Here is a 21,730-nt window from a genome sequence, read left to right as displayed (position 1 = left end):
TTAATTATAAAGTGGAAACGCTTTCATCCAGGAATTGATTTCTTCTTTTACGACCTGAATTTTGGCGTCGTTATCGTGATTCATCAGCACGTCGTCAATATATACGACAATTTGCTCCATATCAGATTCTTTCATGCCGCGTGTTGTGACGGCCGCCGTGCCAACCCGCATCCCCGACGTCACCACCGGCGACTTGTCATCGAACGGAACCATGTTTTTGTTGATGGTAATGTCGGCCTTGATGAGCGTGTTTTCTGCCAGTTTTCCCGACAAACCTTTCGAGCGCAAGTCGATCAGCATCAGGTGGTTATCCGTTCCGCCCGAAATAATTTGATACCCGCGCGACACAAAAGCTGCAGCCATCGCCTGCGCATTCCGCTGGATCTGGTTGGCATAGTCACCAAATTCGTCGGACAACGCTTCTCCAAACGCAATCGCTTTGGCGGCAATAATATGTTCCAACGGCCCGCCCTGCGTTCCCGGAAAAACCCCCGAGTCCAGCAGAGACGACATCATCCGGAGGTCCCCTTTCGGCGTTTTGATGCCAAATGGGTTTTCAAAATCGTTCCGCAGCATGATCATTCCGCCACGGGGGCCGCGCAGGGTTTTGTGCGTGGTCGTGGTCACGATGTGGCAATGATCCATCGGGTCGTTCAGCAAGCCTTTGGCAATCAGACCAGCCGGGTGCGAAATATCAGCCAGCAACAACGCGCCCACCGAATCGGCAATGGCGCGGAGCCGAACGTAATCCCAGTCGCGGCTGTAGGCCGAAGCACCACAGATCAACAGCTTCGGGCGTTCGCGCTGGGCGGTTTCTTCGACCTTGTCGTAGTTGATGACGCCGGTTTCCTGCTCAACGCCGTAAAACGTCGGCCGGAAATATTTTCCCGAAATGTTCACGGCCGAACCGTGGGTGAGGTGACCGCCGTGCGACAGGTCGAAACCGAGAATGGTGTCGCCCGGTTTCAGGCAGGCCAGAAAAACCGCCGTGTTGGCTTGTGCACCCGAGTGCGGTTGCACGTTGGCCCACGAAGCACCAAACAATTCCTTCACGCGGTCGATTGCCAACTGCTCGATTTCATCCACCACTTCGCAACCGCCGTAATACCGTTTGCCCGGTAGGCCTTCGGCGTATTTGTTGGTCAGTACGGTTCCGGCGGCTTCCATGACTTGCTTGGAAACGAAGTTTTCGGAAGCGATCAATTCGATACCGGATTCCTGACGGTGCTGTTCTTTGGCGATAAGCTCAAATACCTGCGTATCACGGGTGATGGGAGTAACTAGTGTCGACATGCTAAACGGTTCGCCGGAGCGAATGGCTATTCGTAGTTGGATAACAAATTAACAATACTGGTACAAAAGTACGGAGAAAAACAGCATTCTTGTTGTCTTCTACTTATTATGTTGAAGGGACTGGTATTTCAGGGGTGTAGTGCCGTTGTGCAGCTTGAATTGCCGGTGAAAATGCGAGATATTATTGAAACCGCACTCCAGTCCAACCTGGCTGATGCTGAGGTCCGACTGCACCAGCAATTTACGGGCGTGGCTGATCCTCAGTTCGTTCAGGTATTCGATAAACGATTTGCGGGTTCGCTTCCGGAAATACCGGCAAAAAGCGGCCGGTGCCATACCGGCCACGGAAGCCATGTCGTCGACCCGGATTTCTTCCCGAAAATGGGCCAGCATAAAATCCAGCACCCGTTTCATTCGCTCGGTTTCGGCTTCGCTGGCTTTCAGTTCATAATTGTCGCTGGCCAGCATCACGGCGTCGGCGTCGCTGGCCAGTTGCTGGAGCAGGAAGAGCAGGCGAAGCAACCGTTCGAGTCCCTGGCATTTCAACAAGGTTTCGAGGGCGGGGGTCACTTCGGCCACTTTCGCTTTTCCAAACCGCACGCCGTAGCGGGCCCGATTCAGCAAGGCCATCAACGGCTGGGTTTCCGGCAACTGGGGGAGGAGGGTGTCGCCCAGCGACTGGGAAAACTGCACCACGATGGATTCGGCCCGGCGGTCGGAATCCGGCTGGTAATATTCATCGTCGTTGCGCCAGAAGTGCGGTAACCCCGGCCCCAGCAGCACCAGGTCACCGGCATCGAAGGGCTCGACATGATCGCCGACAAACCGGTTGCCGTGGCTTCGGGCGATATACGTCAATTCGTATTCGGGATGAAAATGCCAGGGAGCGTCGAAATACGGCAAGTCGACGTGCATCACCCGCAGGGAATTATGATCTCCCAACTCAATTTTTTCAAATAAAGCTTTCACAACATGTTGTATTTTTACTCTCTACGGGTAATATGGGGAACAAAAAGTCACAATTATACACTTATTGGCATAATAATTAAATTTTTACAAGAAACAATTGAATCAAATTTGTGTCACTGATTTTTCCTAAACCCATTAATCGTATGCCCGTGACCGTTGACAACACTTCTTTGCTCGACGAACTGAACGAAGCCTATACCGTCAGTCCGGAAGCAATCGCGTTTTATCAAAAAAACGGTTACGTCAAATTAAAAAATGTGCTCAGCCCGGACGTTCTCAAGCACTACGGAGAAGTAATTACCGATCTGGTAATCAGGCTGAATACCCTGACTAAATCCATGGAAGAGCGTACGACCTACGAGCGCGCGTTCCTCCAGATTATGAACCTCTGGCGGGAAGACAAAACCGCCAGAGAGTTCGTATTCTCCCGTCGGCTGGCCCAAATCGCGGCCGATCTGATGGGCGTCGATGCCGTTCGGCTTTACCACGATCAGGCGCTGTACAAAGAACCGTCGGGCGGTTTTACGCCCTGGCACGCCGACCAGTTCTACTGGCCTCTTTCGTCTCCCAAAACCGTTACTGTCTGGATACCGTTGCAGGACACCCCGATGGAAATGGGGCCGCTGGCCTTCGCCGAGCAGAGCCAGCAGGTGGAAATTGGCCGCAACATCGAGATCAGCGACGAAAGCGAGCGGTTGCTGGCCGAGGAACTGGCCAACCAGAATTTTACCATCAACGACACACCTTTCGAGCTGGGCGAGGTGAGCTACCACGCCGGTTGGACGTTCCACCGGGCGGGGCCCAACACCTCCAGCACCCCGCGCAAGGTGATGACGATGATTTACATGGATGCCGAACAGACCATTACGCAGCCCCAAAATACCTATCAGGAAGCTGACTGGACGACGTGGTTGGGGAGTTACCCCATCGGTAGCAAACCCGAAGGCGAGCTGAATCCGTTGCTGTTTAAAAGAGAGTAAAGAATAGAGAATAAAGACAAGAGAGGATAGACGAGAGAATAAAGACTGACTGCTTTGTGGTTAAATGGTTTCTCTTTATTCTCTTGTCTCTGCTCTTTCGTCCTTACTAAAACAAAATATAGGTTGGTTGTGCAGAACACCCCGCTGGAGCTCCGGCAGGGTGTTTTTTTTGGTGTCCGGATGATTTGTGCGTGGATTGGAGATATTTTTGCAGAAATCGTGTTGTAAGGTTGGGCAATTTAGTAAGCCATTGATATGAAACAAGTTGGTCATTTTTTCTCTTTTCTGACGGTATTTTTCGTAACGCTGACGGCGACAGCGCAAATTCAGCCTGATCCGACGCATTGGACGTTCACCGCATCGAAAACCGAAGCCAAAGTCGGTGAGGTGATTGAGATCCGCATGAATGCGACCATCGATAAAGGCTGGCATATGTATGCTTCGGACCTGAATCCGGACATTGGCCCGATTCCGACGACCTTGAAGTTAAAGGAAAACGGCAGCTTTGAAAAAGTCGGCTCGTTCGTTTCTGTAGCTCCGAAAGAGGAGTTTGAAGAAGTCTGGAACAGCAAAGTGCGGTTTTTTGAGAACAAAGCGACGCTCATTCAAAAGGTTAAAATTCTGAAAGCCAATCCGGTTATTGCCGGAACGTTGGAATACCAAACCTGCTCCGGCACCAACTGCCTGCCACCTGCCGAACACGAGTTTTCGGTTTCGGTAAAAACCGTGGGCGCGGCTGCGGCACCAGCGCCCGTCAAACCAACTTCGGAAGCCGTCGCAACAGGCGAACCCGCATCCACTTCAATCACGTCAGATACAAATTCCCGCGTTGCCGTTGCCCCTCCAACCGGAGCCGCCAGCCCGGATTCGGAAACCGTAACCACCGCCGAAGCGCCGGTTGCTACACCCCAACTGACCGATGCGTCGGCGGAAAAACCGGAAGAGTCGCTGATCGGATTTATGATTGCCGCTTTTCTGTCGGGTCTGCTGGCTTTGCTGACGCCCTGCGTATTTCCGATCATTCCGATGACGGTCAGCTACTTTACCAAACAAGACCACGGATTATGGAAAGCGGTTTTGTACGGTTTGTCCATTATTTTTATTTACGTGCTGATTGGCACCGTGGTTTCGCGGATCAACGGCCCGGCATTTGCCAATTTCGTCAGTACCCACTGGCTTCCCAACGTCCTGTTTTTCGCCATTTTCTTCATTTTTGGGCTGTCGTTTTTGGGCTTGTTCGAAATTGTTTTGCCGAATTCGCTGGTCAATTCCATTGATGCCAAGTCCGAAAAAGGCGGTATAGCCGGGATTCTGTTCATGGCCTTCACGCTGGTACTGGTGTCGTTTTCCTGTACGGGGCCGATTGTCGGCAGTTTGCTGGTGGCCTCCGCGGGGGGCGAAGTGTTGAAACCGATTGTCGGCATGGCGGCTTTTTCGGCGGCTTTCGCCATTCCGTTTACGCTGTTTGCTGCTTTTCCGCAGTGGCTTAAAAGCCTGCCGAAATCAGGCGGCTGGCTGAACGCGGTGAAGGTGGTGCTGGGCTTTCTGGAACTAGCGCTGGCGTTGAAATTCCTGAGCATTGCCGACCAGGTTTATCACTGGAATTTGCTCGACCGTGAAGTGTACCTGGCTTTCTGGATCGTCATTTTTGCCCTCATCGGTTTTTACCTGCTCGGAAAAGTCCGGCTGCCGCACGACAGCGAAACCAAAACCGTCAGTGTGCCGCGTCTGCTGCTGGCTATCGTTACCTTCGCGTTTGTGGTGTACATGATTCCCGGTTTGTGGGGCGCCCCCTTGAAAGCCCTGGCCGGTTATCTGCCACCCGAAACGACCCAGGATTTTGGCTTCCGGGGTGCCAGCAACGCTACGCCGGAACAAAATACGTTGGGCGAAAAACCAAAATACAGCGAATTATTCCGGTTGCCGCACGGACTGCAGGGTTTTTTCGACTACAAACAGGCGCTGGCCTACGCGGCCAAAGTGAACAAGCCCGTTTTCATTGACTTCACGGGCCACGGCTGCGTGAATTGCCGGGAAATGGAAGCCCGCGTGTGGTCGGAAGAGCCGATTCTGCGCCGGTTGCAAAACGACTACGTCATTCTGGCCTTATATGTCGATGACAAAACCGAATTGCCGGAATCCGCCTGGTATACTTCGACCTACGACAAAAAGCAAAAGAAAACCATCGGGGCGCAAAATGCCGATTTGCAGATTGTTCGTTACAACAACAACGCCCAGCCTCACTACTGCATCGTGGATCAAACGGGAAAACTACTGGTCAAGCCGAAGAATTATGACTTGGATGTCAATAATTTCGCCGGTTTTCTGGATGAAGGCAAGACGGTTTTTGCCGCCCCGCAAACCGTCGCGGTCCGTTCGTCACTGCCCAATCAGGAGCAATTATCGGCTTTGAAATAAGCCGGGAAGGCAACAAATTCATTCTACGGTTGGTTAAACCATGACCATCCTCTATCGTCATGGCAAAAACTATTCTGATTACCGGCGGCACCGGCACCATCGGCCGCCGACTTACCCAAATGTTGCTTCAGCAGGGCTTTCAGGTATCGTTGCTGAGTCGTTCTGCATCCAAAAAAGATACTCCGAATGTCACAGTTTATCAGTGGGACATCGACAAAGGGCATATCGATCCGCAGGCCATCCTGACGGCTGACCACATTATTCACCTGGCCGGGACCGGCATTGCCGACGAACGCTGGACCGACCAGCGTAAACAGCAAATCATTGAAAGCCGCACCAAATCCACCCAATTACTGGCCAATGCCCTGCGTTCGGGCAAACACCACGTTCAGTCGTTTGTCTCGTCTTCGGCCATCGGCTATTACGGCGGAGATACCGGCGACCGCCCGCTGACGGAAATCAGCGAAGGCGGAAGTGATTTTCTGGCGCAGGTGGTTCGGGCCTGGGAGCGTTCGGTCGACGAAGTGGCCGCCTTAGGCATTCGGACCGTTAAACTCCGGACGGGAATTGTGCTGACGATGGAGGGCGGTGCTTTGCCCAAACTCGTGCAGCCCATTCGCCTGGGAGCCGGTGCTCCGCTGGGGTCGGGGCAACAATACATGTCGTGGATTCACATTGATGACCTCTGCCGGATGTATGTTCAGGCGGCTACCGATGAGCGTTGGCGGGGAATTTATAACGCCGTTGCCGCCCGGCCTGTGACTAATGAGACTTTTACGCGTCAAATAATAGATTTACTCAACAAGCCGCATCTTTTACCCCGCGTACCGGCCTTTGCCATTCGGTTGCTTTTTGGTGAAATGGCGATTGTGGTACTGGGAGGCAACTATGTGTTGAATAAACGGATCCGGGAAGAAACTGCATTTGAGTATCAATTCCCAGACTTGTTGCCAGCCCTGCGGGCGTTATTAGCCTAGCCGTTTTACACCGATAGTGAAAGTTTGTTTTAATATTCTTATACTTGTTTGTAAAAGCAATTTTGCAGAACACGCGCAGCAATAACCGGCAGTTAGATAACCAGTATTTACCGACCTGTGAAAAAATGATTGAAAAACTACTAAAAACGAGTGCAACACGCTTCGTGTCCAGTTATCTCGTGCTGAGTATCGATGTAATCATCTGTATTGTATCGTTTTCCGTCGCTTATCTTCTGCGGTTTAATTTTGAAACCAGTGGTCTTAACCGGGCCGACTTTTTATATTGTTTACAGGTCATTGTCGGTATTCGGTTTCTGTTTTTTTTGCTGTTTCGGCCTTATCAGGGCATTATCCGGCACACGAGTCTGGAAGATGTCACCTTGCTGGTTTATGCCGTTACGCTCAGCGCAGTTGTCACGGCGGTGGGTTCGTTTCTTTTCTGGCAACTGACCGGGCGGGTTTCGGTTTATATTCCGGTGTCCATCTTACTGATCGACTATTTTTCCTGCCTCGTACTGCTATCCGTCAGCCGGTTTATGGCCAAAGCATTTTACTGGACCTTGCGGGCCGGGAACGGAGGAGTCCGACAACCGGTGTTGATTTATGGCGCGGGCGAAACGGGCCTGTTGACGCGCAAGGCCCTTGCCCAGGACTCCATCCAGCGCTACACCATTCTGGCATTTATTGACGATAATCCGTACAAAATTCAAAAAGTAATTCAGGGCATAAAAGTCATCTCGCGCCAGGAGGCCTATGAGCGGTATGTACGGAATCAGGCCATTCTGCCGCAGGTGATTTTGGCGATGGGAACCGCCGATCTGCGTCAGAAAAACGAAATAACCGAGTTTTTTCTACAACATCACGTCAGTGTGAAAACCATTCCGACGGTGGGGCAGTGGATCGACGGCGAATTAAAATCTTCGCAGATTCGGGACGTTCGGATTGAAGATTTGCTGGGACGGGCTCCCATTCAGGTCGTCAATCCGGTTACCGGCGAACAACTGCGCAATCAGGTGGTGCTCGTTACCGGAGCCGCCGGGTCTATCGGGAGCGAGCTGGTTCGGCAAGTGATCAGTCATAGACCGCATACGATTGTATTGCTGGATCAGGCCGAGTCGGCCTTGTTCGATCTGGAATTTAATTTGCGCCGGGAATATAAAAACGTGCTGGCCACCACCCACCTGACTCTGAAAATTGGTGATGTGGCCGATGAAGTGCGAATGCACCATATTTTCCGGGATGTCAAACCCGATTTCGTCTTTCACGCGGCTGCCTACAAACACGTTCCGTTGATGGAAGAGCACCCCTACGAAGCCGTTCGGGTCAATGTGCTGGGAACTCAGATTGTGGCCGATTTAGCAATTCAATTCGGTGTTCGGAAATTTGTCATGATTTCGACGGACAAGGCGGTGAACCCCACCAACGTGATGGGAGCTACCAAACGCCTGGCCGAAATGTACGTGCAGAGCCTGAATCGGCAGCCTGGCAAGCTGCGCCAGACCCGGTTTATTGCCACGCGGTTCGGTAACGTGCTGGGTTCCAATGGGTCGGTCGTAACGGTTTTCCGGCAGCAAATCCAGGCCGGTGGGCCGGTAACAGTAACGCATCCGGACATCATCCGCTATTTCATGACCATTCCCGAAGCCTGCCAGTTGGTGCTCGAAGCCGGAACGATGGGCAAAGGGGGCGAAGTGTTCGTGTTCGATATGGGCGAACCCGTACGAATCGCCGAACTGGCCCGAAAAATGATTCACCTTTCCGGGTATACTGTGGGAAAAGAAATCCAGATGATATACAGCGGGTTACGTCCGGGCGAAAAACTGTTTGAAGAACTCTTGAACAACAACGAAGAGACCTTGCCGACCCACCATCCGAAAATCATGGTTGCCCGGGTCAATACGCCGGACGTGAACGAGATAAAAGCTGTTCTGGAAGAACTGCGGTATCGCCTGGTCGAGGGCGATGCCACGAAACTGGTGCGGATTATCAAACTGGTCATCCCGGAATACATTAGTAAAAACTCCATTTTTACCGCATTGGATTCCCAAAAACCGGAAGCGGTTGAACTCTAATTTTCCACGAGTTCAGGAAAATCACCAATTCAGCCTGTCGATTTTAAGGTATTTGCTTGCGGCCTATTGGGCATACCGGTAAGTTTGTTTTTCGGTGATCGTATGTCCGCATACGGTTGTGAAATCCGATAAGCAACCATTCCTATGACCCAGGCCTTTGTTTATGACGCTGTTCGCACACCCCGTGGCCGGGGAAAAAGTGACGGCTCCCTCCACGACGTCCAGCCCATTCAATTACTGACCAGCGTTCTGCGCGAACTCAAGAACCGGAATCAACTCGATACCGCTCTTCTCGACGACGTCATCATGGGCTGCGTAACGCCCATTGGCGAACAGGGCGCCGACATCGCCCGTACCGCTGTCATCGAAGCGGGCTACGCCGAAACCGTCGCCGGGGTGCAACTAAACCGCTTTTGCTCGTCCGGACTCGAAGCCATCAACATGGCGGCAGCTTATGTCCTGTCGGGGCAGTTTGAAGCCGTTGTGGCCGGTGGTGTGGAGTCGATGTCCCGCGTTCCCATCGGTTCCGACGGCGGGGCGCTTTTCATGAATCCGCAGATTGTGGCCCGGCACAACATCATTCCGCAGGGTATTTCCGCCGATTTAATTGCGACCAAATACGGTTTTAGCCGCGCCGATGCCGACGCCTTTGCGGCCGAATCGTACCGACGCGCTACGGTGGCCCAGCAGGAAAACCGGTTTGGCCGGACACTGGTTGCCATCAAAGACGAGCTAGGCGCTACCCTGCTTGATCGCGATGAAGGTGTTCGTCCGGGCACCACCGCCGAAAGTCTGTCGAAACTAAAACCCGCCTTTGAAGCCATCGGGAAAGCCGGTTTCGATGCGCTGGCCCTACTGAAATACGCCGATCTGGCCCAAATCAACCACATTCACCACGCGGGAAATTCCTCACAGATTGTCGACGGAGCCGCCGGACTGTTGATTGGTTCGAAAGAATTTGGTGAAAAAACCGGTCTGAAACCCCGCGCCCGCATCCGGGCTTTTGCCGTTATTGGAACCGAACCGACGATCATGCTCACCGGCGTGGTTCCGGCCACGCAGAAAGTGCTGAAGAAAGCCGGTATGCAGCTCAGCGACATCGACCTGTTTGAAGTAAACGAAGCGTTTGCGGCCGTTCCGTTGCTGTATATGGACCAATTGGGCGTCGATCACAGCCGGTTGAATGTGAACGGCGGAGCCATTGCATTGGGGCATCCGCTGGGCGCAACCGGGGCCATTCTTTCGGCGACACTCTTGGACGAACTGGAACGAACCGGTCGGCAAACGGGGCTGGCAACGCTCTGCGTGGGCGGAGGAATGGGTGTTGCCACGGTTTTTGAACGAATCAACTAAGCCATTGACCATGATTAACTACACCATCGATCGAAACGTCGCTATGCTGAGCTGGAACATGACCAGCTCGCCCATGAACGTGCTCAACGACGATTCTTTACCTGCGTTCGAGGCTGCGCTGCAACGGGCTTACGACGACGCGGAGGTCAAAGGCATCATCATTACGTCGGAGAAAAATGAATTCATTGCCGGCGCCGATCTGAAAATGATTCTCCGCAATAATGACAAAGAGCCGGGGGACATGTTGAAGGTTTCGGCGGAACTGAACCGGGTTTTCCGGGGCATCGAAACATCGGGAAAACCGGTGGTCGCTGCTATCAACGGTACGGCGCTGGGTGGCGGTTACGAAGCCTGTCTGGCCTGTCACCACCGGATTGCACTCGATAACCCGAAAGCCGTCATTGGCTTGCCTGAAGTGACGCTGGGTTTGCTGCCCGGCGGGGGCGGAACCCAGCGGTTGCCCCGAATGCTCGGGATGGAAGCGGCCCTGCCATTGTTACTGGAAGGCAAACGCGTGAGTCCGAAAGAAGCCCTGGCCCTGGGTCTGGTCGATGAGCTGGCGACGTCCCGCGACGAATTGCTGGAAAAAGCCTTTGCGTGGCTTGCTGCCCATCCCGAACCCTTGCAACCGTGGGACGAGCGTGACCGAAAAACCGGTCGGATTGTCGGAAAAGAGCATTTCAAGGTGCCGGGTGGAGCGGTGCAAAGCCCGACGGGGGCGCGGGTGTTCAGTGCAGGAACAGCGATGCTGATGGAAAAAACGCGCGGAAACTACCCGGCCCCCCTCGCCATCCTGTCGTGCGTTTACGAAGGGTTGCAGGTGAACATCGACCGCGGGCTGGTGATCGAAGCCCGGTATTTTGTGCAGGTCGCGACCTCGAAAGTGGCCAAAGGGTTGATCCAAACGATGTTTCTGGGTTTGAACGAAGTCAACAAAGGCATCAGCCGTCCGAAGACGATTCCGGCGACAGACGTCAAAAAAGTCGGTATTCTGGGAGCTGGTATGATGGGATCGGGCATTGCGTACGCAGCCGCACTGGCCGGTCTGGAAGTGGTTTTGAAAGATGTGTCGGTCGAAGCGGCCGAAAAAGGCAAAGCCTATTCGCGGACGGTCTTCAAAAAAGCCATCGAGCGGGGGAAAGGAACGCCCGAAAAGGCCGAAGCCACCTTGAATCTGATCAAAACCACCGCCGAAGCCGAAGATTTGCGGGGCTGTGACCTTATTATCGAAGCGGTTTTTGAAAACCGTGATTTGAAAGCACAGGTCACGAAAGAAGCTGAACCAATGCTGGTTGAATCGGGCGTTTTTGCGTCGAACACCTCGACCCTGCCGATCAGCGGACTGGCGCAGGCATCGGCCAAACCCGAAAATTTCATCGGTCTGCATTTCTTTTCGCCGGTCGATAAGATGCAGTTGGTGGAAGTGATCGTGGGAAAACAAACGTCGGACTATGCGCTCGCTTTCGCCCTGGATTTTGTGAAAAAGATCCGCAAAACGCCGATTGTGGTTAACGACTCCCACGGTTTCTACACGTCGCGGGTGTTTACGACCTACACGTCGGAAGGGATGGAGTTGCTCAAAGAAGGCGTGAATCCGGTTTTGATCGAAAACGCGGGAAAAAATGCCGGGATGCCGGTGGGACCGCTGGCCGTTTCCGACGAAGTCGCGCTGGATTTGATCAGCAAAATTTCCGGTCAGAGCATCCGGGATGGCGTGATGTCCGACGACGATACGGCGTATCAGGTAGCCGGAAAATTTGTGGCCCTGGGCCGGTTGGGGAAAAAATCGAAAGCCGGTTTTTACGACTATCCCGAGGGCGAAAAGAAACACCTCTGGCCGGGTTTGTCGGAACTCTTCCCGCTGGCCGAAAATCAGCCTTCGATTGACGAAATTAAAAAGCGGTTGTTGTACCGGCAGGTGATCGAAACCGTACGCTGTTTTGAAGAAGGCGTGATTCGAACCCAACTGGACGCCGACATTGGCTCCATTCTGGGCTGGGGTTTTCCGGCCTACACGGGCGGCACGCTGTCGTTTGTCGATTTTGTGGGTATAAAAACCTTTGTGCAGGAAGCCGACCGGCTGGCCGATGCCTGCGGAGAGCGGTTTCGCCCCACCCAAAACCTGCGCGACAAGGCCGAACAGGGGAACAGCCGTTTTGAACAACCCAATTAAATTATACACTTCACAATCATGCAGAAATCGTACGGCTTTTTGTTAACCGGTTTTTTCCTTTCCGCCCTGGCGGTGGCGCAGCCGGTAGCCAAACTTCCCGAATCCAAACTCAGTCGCACCGAACTCGAAGCGCACATGCGCTTTCTGGCCGCCGACGAACTCCAGGGCCGCCGGACGGGCGATCCGGGCAATTTTGTGGCCGCCCGCTACATTGCCGAACAATTTCGGACGCTGGGGCTAAAACCGGTGGCCGGGCAAGCGGATTATTTTCAGAAAGTGCCCTTTCTCCGGTCAAAACCGGCTGCTTACGCCAAACTGCAAATCGGCAACGATTCGCTGCAAGCGGGAAAACAGTTTGTGGTGATCGGTGGAAAGGAGACGAATTTGAAAGCGGAAACCGTATACGTCGGCTATGGTCTGACGGAAACCGCCGATGGCTACAACGGGCGTGACGTGCGGGGGAAAATCGTGGTGGCTCAGGTCGGTTCGCCCGAAGTTACCACCAACCGGGGCTTGCTGGCGGCTTCAGAACAGAAGCGGAAACTAGCGGCCGAGAAAGGAGCCGCTGGGCTGATTGAACTCTACACGAGCGGAACGTATCCGTGGCCGATTGTAACCCGGGCGTTTCAGGGTGAGCAAATGACGCTGGCCACGTCCACCGAATTGCCGACGCTGTTGCACCTTTGGGTCGATAACGGAAAAAACCAGTTGGCCGGACTGAAAGATGCCGCTCAAACGGTGACGGTTCAGACGTCGGGTCGTTCGCAGCAGCTTGTCAATGCGGTGAATGTGGCGGGGGTTATCGAAGGAAGCGACCCGAAACTGAAGGACGAATACGTGTTACTGTCGGCCCATTTCGATCATGTGGGCATTGGCAAGCAAGGCGGTCAGCCGTATACGCCGGCCGATAGCATCTTCAACGGCGCGCGCGACAACGCCTTCGGAACCGTGGCATTGTTGGCGTCGGCGAAGGCCTTGCAGGCGCAACGGCCCAAACGGTCGATTCTGATTCTGGCCTTAACGGCCGAAGAAATGGGGTTACTGGGCAGTCGGTATTACGCCGAACACCCGCTGATTCCGTTGAAACAAACGATTTTTAACCTGAACAGCGACGGCGCAGGTTATAACGACACCACGCTCATTTCAGTGGTTGGTCTGGAGCGAACGGGCGCAAAAACCGAGATAGAAACCGCCGGCAAAGCCTTAGGATTGAGCGTTTTTGCCGATCCAGCTCCCGAACAAAATCTGTTCGATCGCTCTGATAACGTCAATTTTGCGGTGAAAGGAATCCCGGCCCCGACGTTCTCGGCCGGTTTCAAGAAGTTTGATGAGGAACTTATGAAGTATTACCACCAGGCGGCTGACAACCCGGAAACAATTGATTTCGGGTATTTGCTCAAGTTCAGCCAAGCCTTTTCGTATGCCGCCCGGTTGATTGCCAACAAACCCGCCCGGCCCCAATGGGTTGCCGGTGATAAATACGAAGCCGCTTCGAAAGCGTTATACGGACAGTGATATACGTATCTACGTAGGACTTATGTCTGATAATTTTGTTACACTTTCGCTTTCTGCCCCTAAATCCCCTAAAGGGGACTTGTACGGCAGCTTAATCCGGATGCTAAAGTCCCCTTTAGGGGATTTAGGGGCAGAAAGCGAAAGTCTGAAATACATGTTAATAGTTTCGGCCAATGCCGAAGCTGTAACCGAGGGTGAGTGACACGGTTGAATTACCGAGCCAGGGCGATGGGTTCGTTCTGACGTTCGTAAGGCCGAGGGTATACCGCGCATCGATCAGGAAACGCTGGCGATTTTTGACTTTAAAATTAGCCTGAAAACCAGCCGTTCCACCCAGGTCGAGGGGTTCAAATTCTTCATCGGTTTTCGCATCAGGGAAGGACTGCCCCTGGTAAATAGAATCCGTGCGCTTGGAGTTCAGCAAAATGCCTAAAGAGGGCCCGATGAACAGATTAGGGCGGAAATTGCCGCTCAGGTTCAGATAATACCGGGCAACCACCGGAATCTCCAGATAGTTGAGGTACTGCGTATGGCTGCTTCGGTCGCTGGGTTGATCGTATTTACCACCCCGTTGCGAATACAGAACGTCTGCCGAAATACCAAAGTGATTGATCGAACTGTAGCTGACAAAGCCACCCGCCACTAAACCGACTTTGGCATTGTAATAACTGCTCTTGCCGTACAGGCTCGAGATATTGACGCCCAGACGGGGGCCGGCACTCCAGCGTTGCTGGGCCAGCAGGGTAGACGAGCTGGCTACTAATAACATCATTCCCAATACTATACTTCTTTTCATTGTGCAATGTAATCGATTCATTCGCGTGAGGTGAGTTTGATTTGCATTCATTACAACTGTTCCTGTCATTAAATGTTTGACATTTTTTCGAAGGGCGCAAAGATAAAGGTTTCCGTAAAACGGTGCTGCTTTAAAAAGACCGAATCCACTGAACGAAAACGAGCCATTGGTTGTCCCGGTTTTGGCAGTGCTTTTAAAAGGCAACGGATTTCAGCCATTCACATTGCTCATTTTCTCCGATAAAGCATTGGCTTCGCGAATCACCTCCGCCGGGTAGGCATTCAGTTCCAGAATCCGAATGGCGTTCCGGGTCTTGAGATTGCCTTCCCGGAGCTTGAAATCAAAAGCGATCCGGTCTTCTTCCACGATTTCGGTAAAGTGGTATAAATCAAACGTATCTTTTAGATAATCAGTGAGTTCGATGTCGTGCGTAGAAACAAAAACCAGGTGTGGCCCTTTGTTCAGATACGTCAGCACGGCTTTTCCGGCCGCGATTCGCTCGACGGTATTGGTTCCTTTGAAAAGTTCATCCAGCAGAAATAAGGTTTGGATTTCAGATTGGCTTTCGTCAATCATCCCTTTGATGGTCAGCACTTCCTCGAAATAATAACTCTTTTCGCTGAGCAGATCGTCGGCGATGCGAATGGCGGACAAAACGCGCATCGGCGGGAGCTTGAATTCCCTGGCGAAACAAGTATGAATGGTTTGGGCCAAAATGCAATTGATCCCGATCGTTCGGATAAAGGTGGTTTTTCCCGACATGTTCGACCCCGTCAGCAAAACCGATTTATCGACGAGGGTAATGGAATTTGCAACGGGATTGGGAATCAGCGGATGATACAAATCCGTCGCACTGAGTTTTTTCGCTTTTTCCGTGATTTCCGGCTGGCAATAGTGCGTTACACCTTTCCGCAGCGAGGCAATGGATAGGGCCGTATCGATCCTGCCGACGTACTGAAAAACCGCGTCGATCTGCGCCCTTTTCGCGTCGATTTGGTGGAGAACCCGAAACAGCAACAGCGGTTCGATGAGAAATAGGGCTTTGAAAAGTTCCGTAAGCACTTCCACGATCATACCCACTTCGCTCTGCAATTTGGACTCCAGTTTGAAAAAAGACATCGAATAGCCCATTTCATCGAGGATTTCAATCGCCTGATTGACGTGGTCGGTTTCCGGTTTTAAGGCTTCATGCTGGCGCAGTTCTTTCGCAACCTGGTTCAAACGAAGCAGTTGCGGAATGGAGGCAATGTACTGGTATACATTGTTTTTGTTCCAGTAATGAATGGCATAATTAATCGCCAGAATGCCAAATAACCACAGAAATGCGGGCGGGTAAAAAGGAAGCAGCAACAGTAGAAAAACGCTGATAAAGGGCAGCACCTTCACCACCCAAAACCAGTCTGGAGGCTGAAGATGGGATTTTAAAAACAACGACGGAATGTAATAGGCGTTCTGGTGCGAAAGACTGGCGAGCTGAATTCCCGCATCTTCCCGTAATCTGCCATCGTCCTGAAAGGTTTTGATGAGACGTTCGAAGGACTGGTTTTTAGCCTCTAAAAAATCGATGGTTCGCAGCCTGGCGTATAAATATTGCTGGCCCACTTTCGAAACCGTCCGGTCTACGAACATGAAGACCTCGTCAAAATCCAGATCCTGATAGGTTTTGTCGGAAATGAGGTGATCCGTGCTTTCTTTCGGTCGGTTGGCGAAGAATTGCTCAATCCTGAAAAATTCGAACGACTCTGATTTGGGTTTGCCGTGGGTCTCCTGTAGTTGTGCCTTTTTTTTGGATTGAAGCATGTCTTTTCCGAAGCAGATGACCGGTTTGGGTAGAACATCAGTCCGGCAAGTTACCGGGAATTTTCGCCGAAAACAGCCCTGACGGTTAGACGGTTTCAGAACGCAATGTCCTGTTCCACAAACTGGATGAATGGTTGGCCATTCCGGAAAGCCGGTTTCCAGCGCGGGCCTTCGCGGATGAGTCGAATGGCTTCTGCATCGCAGCCGTACCCGAGCGATTGCACAATCGTGAACTGGCTGACCGAACCGTCGGCAGCGACCTGAAACCGGACTCGAACCGTGCCGACAATGTTTTTCGCCTTTGCTTCGGGCGGCATCCGGCGGTTTTCTTCGAGATAGGTTTTGAAGTTGGCCGGGGCGGAGGGTGCGCCAGAGTTCGCCAGGGCCAGCGAGGATACCCGTCTCGCTGCAGGCGTATGTTGACCATATCCGATTGCAACGACTTCTGACAGGGCCCTTGAATCCGGTTTTAGCTGGATTTTGGTGGTTTCAAGGTCAGCAACCCGAACGGTTTGCGTTTCAAAACCGACGGACATGATTTGTAAGGAATCATTTTTCTCGACATTCCCCAACCGGAACCGTCCCAACGAATCGCTACTGCTGCTACGTCGGGCATTTTTGGCAACAATCGAAACACCCGCCAGGGGTTGGTTCGCTTCGTCCGTCACTTGACCGCTCAATCCCGGATTATCAAGACCAGCCGTGTTGTAAACCACGATTTCTTCGGATGCTGAACGAAACGATCCGGGTGCTGCCCTCCGTTCTGACGAAGAGGCAATTAAATAATTCTTCGGAAAAATCAGGCTGTCTTTGGGAGGGTTCTGTGCCACTTTTGGGGCTGCCAGTGCAGGTTTCGGCGGCACAACCTTTTTCGCAATCCGTTCCGAACGAGGGATTTCGGTAGGAAAGACTGGCGAAGCGGTCTCTTCTGACGCTGAAATTTCTGGTGCTGGCAGACTAATCGCCTTCTCGGATTCTGGTTTTTCCTGAAACTGAAAATATAGCCCAATGCTCAACGCCAGCACCACCGAAGCCGCGGCCGCCGGGATCCAAACCGGCCATCGCCGGATTTTTGGGTCGCCTATGCGGTTTTGCAACCGTTTGCGCAACGCATTCGACGCCGTACTGAGCGCAACGCCTTCCTGTTCAGCGGTTTCCAGCCCTTCCAGCGCGTCGGCATACAGCGGATTTTCCAGCAACAGCCGTTCCACCCGGTGCTGGTCGGCCGCAGAAAGCGTACCGGCCCGGTAGTTGCGCAGGTCGTCGGCGGTCAGGAGGTCGTTATGTCGGTTGGCATCAGTCATGGGTTGCGTCGGTGTTCCGGTCCAGGCAGATTTTCAGGTTTCGTCGGCCATTTTGCAGATGGCTTTTCACGTGCTTGGGATCGTAGCCGGTCAGTTCGGCAATGTCGGCATAGGTTTTCTGGTTCAGATAAAACAGGGAAATGCTGGTGCGTTGTTCCTCCGACAGCGTTTTCAGGCAATCGTCCAGTTGGTTCAACTTCGTTTCCAGTTCCAGACCGTCGGTTTCCGGCCAAACCGTCAGCGGCATCGCCCTGCTTTCGGTCTCGTCATTCACCTCCCCCGCGATCATTTTCCGTTGCCGCAAGTGCATCAGGCAGTGGTTCCGAGCGGTTGAATGAAGCCAGCTTTTAAAGTTCTGAATCTCGTATTTCCGCAAATCCGTAATCAGTTGTTCAAATAACTGCATCACCGCGTCTTTGCTTTCGTCTTCGTCGCGCAAGTACTTGTAACACACCGCATACACCAGGTCCATATACCGTTCATACAATGCCCCAAGCAGTTCCAGGTCGCCCGTAGTTTTATAAGCCGAAAGGTAGTCTGCGTCGGTAACGGGTTTGGGTTTTCGGAACTGCCTGAAAAACATACGCTGGATACGGCTGCTATGCAACTTACAAAAAAAAGTTTCGGTGCCGTATGGAATTCAAAACCGGTTTGCATCCATAGGAGAAAAAAGACTCCTCAATTCCATACGACCATGCGCACTATTTTTTCAATTCTGATGCTCGGACTGCTTTTCGTATCGACCGTTCGATCCAGTCGTACCATTACGGGCCGCGTGACGGATGCCCTCACGAACCAGCCACTGCCGGGCGTGAATGTCGCTTTCCGGGGCGCTCTGGCCGGTACAACCACCAACGCCGACGGCCGCTACACCATCGCTGTGCCGGACGGTCCCCAATTGCTGATCTTCAATTCGATCGGTTTTCAGCGAGCCGAAGTGAAAATTACGACGCAAACCGTTGTCGATGTCAAACTGAATACCGATGTCCGGGGGTTGCAGGAATCGGTGGTGGTCGGATATGGTACGGTTCATCAACAAAGTATGCCGAGGCCGATGGGTGTGGGTATGCGGTCGGCCACTTCCTACGCGGTTGAACACGTAGTCGTTCCTGTTTTTAACACCGAAGATTACAACAAAATTGATGAAACCGGCTTTCGAATGGCTCAGAGCCAGTCCGTTACCACGTTTTCGGTCGATGTAGACCGGGCTGCTTACGGCAACATCCGGCGGTTTTTGAACGGCGGAAACTTGCCGCCCAAAGACGCCGTCCGGATCGAGGAAATGGTCAATTACTTCGAATACGACGATCCGCAACCGACCGGGACTGATCCGGTGGCGGTTAAAACCGAGTTGTCCGACTCCCCCTGGAATCCGGGTTTGCAACTGCTCCGCATCGGGTTACAGGCCAAAAGCATTCCGACCGGCAACCTGCCTGCCTCCAATTTGGTTTTTCTGATCGACGTATCGGGTTCGATGGAATCTAACAACAAACTGCCGCTTGTCAAAACCGCCCTGGGCTTGCTGGTCGATCAACTTCGTCCGCAGGATCGGGTTGCGATTGTCGTCTATGCCGGAGCCGCCGGGCTGGTTTTGCCTTCGACGCCGGGCAATGAGCCGCAAAAAATCAAGGATGCGATCAGTCAGTTGTCGGCGGGAGGTTCCACGGCGGGGGGCGAAGGCATCCGGCTGGCGTATCAGGTGGCGCAGGAAAATTTCCGAAAAGATGGCAACAACCGCGTGATTCTGGCCACCGACGGCGATTTCAACGTGGGCGTTTCGAGCGACGGTGACATGCAGCGGCTGGTGGAGGAAAAGCGGAAGTCGGGCGTTTTTCTGAGTGTGCTGGGTTTCGGAATGGGCAACTACAAAGACAACAAACTGGAAGTATTGTCAGACAAAGGCAACGGTAATTACGCGTACATCGACAATTTGCAGGAAGCACAGAAGGTGTTTGGCAAAGAGTTCGGGGGGACGCTCTTCACGGTCGCGAAAGACGTGAAACTCCAATTGGAATTCAACCCGGCGCGGGTACAGGGTTATCGGCTGATTGGCTACGAAAACCGGATGCTGAACAACGAAGATTTCCACGACGACAAGAAAGACGCCGGTGAAATGGGATCGGGGCACACCGTGACGGCTTTATACGAAATCATTCCGGCGGGCATCGAAAGCCGGTATTTGCAGAAAGTGGACCCACTGAAATACCGGCAGCAGGCAACTTCGACGGGCAACCCGAATGAATTGCTGACACTGAAAATCCGCTACAAAAAACCGGATGACGAAACCAGCCAGTTGATGAAACAGGTCGTAACGTACGAGCCGCAAAAGTGGGGCAACACCTCCGCCGACTTCCGGTTTTCGGCTTCCGTCGCCGAATTCGGGCTGCTGCTCCGGGACTCGGAATTCAAGGGCAATGCGCAGTATAATCAGGTCGAAACATTGGCAAAACAGGCGCTGGGCCGTGACCCGGAAGGCTACCGGAGTGAATTTATTCGGCTGGTGAAACTGGCTCATTCTCTGTCGAATGGGTCGGAAGTGGCGAAGAAAACCGCCGAAAAATAAACGAACGTTCCAACGGTGCCTTCCAAGCCGGGGTCATTCAACCGGTAGCTATCACACCGTTTGTTTATTTTTCACGAAAAAGTACCCGTATGAAGTTTGTAAAATGGACGTTTGCCGCCATCTGGTTATTCATGGGCGCGGCTTGTCAGGATAGTGAAGTGGATCCCAATGGGCCGGTAACCTTGACCAACTCTGATTTTCGGGCCAATACCGACGGCTGGGTTGCCGAAGTGACAGATTATTCGACGGCGCAGGAGGATATTATTGAGTTTCAGTCGGGCCACAAGGCGTTGCCCGAGCCGCTGGATGTTTCCAAAAAGTCGTTCATGATTTCGGGCCACAACCGCAGCGACGATCTGTTCATGTTTCTGAAAAAGAAAGTGACGGGTTTGAAACCAAATCAGACGTATTCGATCGATTTTGAGATAGAATTAGCGTCGAAATACGCCACAAACAGCGTCGGGATCGGCGGTTCGCCGGGGGGCAGTGTCTACCTGAAAGCCGGAGTTTTGGCCACAGAACCAAAGAAGGTGAAGGAAGGCGACGATTACCGCCTGAACATCGACAAAGGCAACCAGGCTACGGGCAGCGATGCCGTGCCGGTGTTGGGCAACGTCGGTGCCGGCGATGACGCAACGCAGTATAAACTCATTCAGCGCAGCACGGCACAGCCGATTACGGCCAAAACCAACGACGCCGGGGAGTTGTGGTTGCTGGTCGGCACGGATTCCGGTTTCGAAGGACTAACGACCTTGTATTACAACAAGATCAAAGTCGTTGCGGAGGTGAAGCCGGGCAATTAATTTTGGAGAGCGTTGCAAAAGCCGCTCTGGTCTGAGGATCAGGGCGGCTTTTTTGTTTCAAGCCTACTGGTTTTTCAGTTATGAAGAAAGCGGTAGGGTAAGCGTTACTTTTTGGTCCTCGGTGCGTCTAAGGTAAGAAAAACCGAATGCATATCGCGTCAAAACTAGTAAAACTAGCCTGGTTAACGGTGTTAATACTAACCTTGTTCAGGTTGTTTCATTTGGGATATGACTATGCCAAAGAACGTATCATTAGGTCTCGCGAAAAAACCGCTTTAAATAACGCTCAAGAATATGACAACTATTACCAATTTATACAGGCTGATCAAACGCGACCTAAAGCGTGGATTAGACACCGATACGTTAGATATCGAGAAAATCTTTATGTTGGTAATGGCTGTTTGCTTTTTCATTTTACTGGCAGGCCAATTGGCGTATTTCTTAGGTAGACTGTGTGGGAAATGTCCGTAGTGAGCTGTGTTTTTAGTGTTAAAGCCGTCTAATCCAGATTGATTAACGCTATTCAGATGAATAAATTAGATTCAGATGCTGAGAAGACCATCAATTTATTTCTCTACATGATAGGGATGTGCATGATTTCATTGGCGATTCTAAGGTATTTTTTTGACATCGGGAAAGAATTTGCCAGATAAAGTTTCATTTTATTTTTACTTGACAGTAGGCAAGATATTATTGAAAATGTATCTGTTACTA

At 52.3% G+C, this 21,730-nt stretch carries 15 protein-coding genes; 9 read left to right on the top strand and 6 right to left on the bottom strand.

Annotation, left to right across the window (positions count from 1 at the left end):
• Nucleotides 1–1,293, bottom strand: coding sequence for a serine hydroxymethyltransferase (gene glyA, locus ACO064_RS12700; protein WP_421827716.1), 1,293 nt, complete (start codon nt 1,291–1,293; stop codon nt 1–3).
• 99 nt (nt 1,294–1,392) lie between these two features.
• On the bottom strand, nt 1,393–2,262 hold the full coding sequence (locus ACO064_RS12695) for a helix-turn-helix domain-containing protein (RefSeq protein WP_421827715.1): 870 nt from the start codon (nt 2,260–2,262) through the stop codon (nt 1,393–1,395).
• 143 nt (nt 2,263–2,405) lie between these two features.
• Here ACO064_RS12695 and ACO064_RS12690 point away from each other — a divergent pair, with 143 nt between their 5' ends.
• The 7 genes from ACO064_RS12690 (at nt 2,406) to ACO064_RS12660 (ending at nt 13,750) form a co-directional block, all read left to right on the top strand.
• Nucleotides 2,406–3,242, top strand: a complete 837-nt coding sequence (locus tag ACO064_RS12690) for a phytanoyl-CoA dioxygenase family protein (RefSeq protein WP_421827714.1) — start codon at nt 2,406–2,408, stop codon at nt 3,240–3,242.
• Between the two features lie 255 nt (nt 3,243–3,497).
• Nucleotides 3,498–5,660 (top strand): protein-disulfide reductase DsbD family protein, encoded by a 2,163-nt coding sequence (locus ACO064_RS12685; protein ID WP_421827713.1) that lies wholly within the window; start codon nt 3,498–3,500, stop codon nt 5,658–5,660.
• A gap of 59 nt (nt 5,661–5,719) precedes the next feature.
• Complete coding sequence (locus tag ACO064_RS12680; RefSeq protein ID WP_421827712.1) at nt 5,720–6,637, top strand: TIGR01777 family oxidoreductase; 918 nt, start codon at nt 5,720–5,722, stop codon at nt 6,635–6,637.
• A gap of 125 nt (nt 6,638–6,762) precedes the next feature.
• Nucleotides 6,763–8,709 (top strand): polysaccharide biosynthesis protein, encoded by a 1,947-nt coding sequence (locus ACO064_RS12675; protein WP_421827711.1) that lies wholly within the window; start codon nt 6,763–6,765, stop codon nt 8,707–8,709.
• Between the two features lie 144 nt (nt 8,710–8,853).
• The gene (locus ACO064_RS12670; RefSeq protein ID WP_421827710.1) at nt 8,854–10,062 is read left to right on the top strand and encodes an acetyl-CoA C-acetyltransferase; all 1,209 of its coding nucleotides are present in this window, start codon (nt 8,854–8,856) and stop codon (nt 10,060–10,062) included.
• A 10-nt stretch (nt 10,063–10,072) separates the two neighbouring features.
• Nucleotides 10,073–12,235, top strand: coding sequence for a 3-hydroxyacyl-CoA dehydrogenase NAD-binding domain-containing protein (locus ACO064_RS12665; RefSeq protein WP_421827709.1), 2,163 nt, complete (start codon nt 10,073–10,075; stop codon nt 12,233–12,235).
• Between the two features lie 18 nt (nt 12,236–12,253).
• A complete protein-coding gene (locus ACO064_RS12660) occupies nt 12,254–13,750 on the top strand; it encodes a M28 family peptidase (protein WP_421827708.1) in 1,497 nt (498 codons plus the stop codon).
• A gap of 157 nt (nt 13,751–13,907) precedes the next feature.
• Here ACO064_RS12660 and ACO064_RS12655 read toward each other — a convergent pair whose 3' ends face one another.
• The 4 genes from ACO064_RS12655 to ACO064_RS12640 form a co-directional block, all read right to left on the bottom strand.
• On the bottom strand, nt 13,908–14,546 hold the full coding sequence (locus tag ACO064_RS12655; RefSeq protein WP_421827707.1) for a porin family protein: 639 nt from the start codon (nt 14,544–14,546) through the stop codon (nt 13,908–13,910).
• Nucleotides 14,547–14,756: 210 nt separating this feature from the next.
• A complete protein-coding gene (locus ACO064_RS12650) occupies nt 14,757–16,346 on the bottom strand; it encodes a MutS-related protein (protein ID WP_421827706.1) in 1,590 nt (529 codons plus the stop codon).
• Between the two features lie 95 nt (nt 16,347–16,441).
• Nucleotides 16,442–17,650: a TonB family protein gene (locus tag ACO064_RS12645; RefSeq protein ID WP_421827705.1), complete on the bottom strand. Its 1,209-nt coding sequence runs from the start codon at nt 17,648–17,650 to the stop codon at nt 16,442–16,444.
• Nucleotides 17,643–18,233 (bottom strand): RNA polymerase sigma factor, encoded by a 591-nt coding sequence (locus ACO064_RS12640; protein WP_421827704.1) that lies wholly within the window; start codon nt 18,231–18,233, stop codon nt 17,643–17,645. The genes ACO064_RS12645 and ACO064_RS12640 overlap by 8 nt, the downstream gene beginning before the upstream one ends.
• 111 nt (nt 18,234–18,344) lie before the next feature.
• Between ACO064_RS12640 and ACO064_RS12635 the strand changes: the two genes are divergently transcribed.
• A complete protein-coding gene (locus ACO064_RS12635) occupies nt 18,345–20,213 on the top strand; it encodes a YfbK domain-containing protein (RefSeq protein WP_421827703.1) in 1,869 nt (622 codons plus the stop codon).
• A gap of 89 nt (nt 20,214–20,302) precedes the next feature.
• Nucleotides 20,303–21,016 carry a hypothetical protein gene (locus ACO064_RS12630; RefSeq protein ID WP_421827702.1) on the top strand — a complete coding sequence of 238 codons (714 nt, stop codon included), beginning with the start codon at nt 20,303–20,305 and terminating at the stop codon, nt 21,014–21,016.
• Nucleotides 21,017–21,730: the final 714 nt, after the last annotated feature.

Origin of the sequence: Larkinella sp., assembly GCF_965227735.1 — a bacterium.
Classification (GTDB): Bacteria; Bacteroidota; Bacteroidia; order Cytophagales; family Spirosomataceae; genus Larkinella.
This window is presented reverse-complemented; position numbering and strand designations above follow the sequence as displayed.